At 39.0% G+C, this 656-nt stretch carries 1 protein-coding gene and 1 pseudogene; both read right to left on the reverse strand.

Going from position 1 to position 656, the window contains the following annotated elements:
• Positions 1-177: 2Fe-2S iron-sulfur cluster-binding protein (locus NSP_RS05955; RefSeq protein ID WP_017803891.1), on the reverse strand; the 177-nt coding region annotated here is incomplete at its 3' end.
• A gap of 49 nt (positions 178-226) precedes the next feature.
• Positions 227-656: pseudogene (locus tag NSP_RS05960) on the reverse strand (hypothetical protein); the annotation flags it as partial.

The following is a 656-nucleotide window of genomic DNA, read 5'->3' on the forward strand; positions in this document are numbered from 1 at the left end:
AATGGGAGAAAGATTATCCATCCCGCTCATAACTTCTATCAGGCAGGTTCCACAGGCAACACTGCGGCAACCAAATAAGATTGAAGCCGGATGCTCATCACAAATCTTCGTTAAGGGTTGGCTTGCTTCGACTTGAACTGTTTTTTGGTCATCTTCAAAATGAATAGATGCTATCATTTCTCAACTCCTCGGAATCATTAAATTGGGTTAACAGATGCAACAACTTTTAAGCAACTTCAATAAGTCTTTGAATTTCTTTAGCTTCTAAAGCATCCTGGTAACGGTCATAGCGATTACCTAGAAGCTCTTGATTTAATTCAAGTTCCAGTGCTTGAACCAGACGGGCTATCTGCTGCGCTCTGTAACGCCAACTCTTTTGTTCTAAAGAACCAATGATCTTTCGCCAACTCAAGCTCATATCTCTCCAAGAATGAATGAGTTTATTTATATCTACCTGCTTATGAATGAATTCAGGATGATGTAAAGACATACGGAGTGAATTAAGCCCCAATCTAGTGTCAGTTAATATGACTCCTTGCTTATTGAGGTCTAACTTCTCCAGGTAAGTTGTAAAAGAAGCATTAATGTAGTCTTCGACAATTTTTTGCATCGCATACCGAATGAAATTTTGAGCCTCTGGAGGAGCTTTTTGATAT

It is taken from the genome of Nodularia spumigena CCY9414 (assembly GCF_000340565.2).
Lineage (GTDB): Bacteria > Cyanobacteriota > Cyanobacteriia > Cyanobacteriales > Nostocaceae > Nodularia > Nodularia spumigena.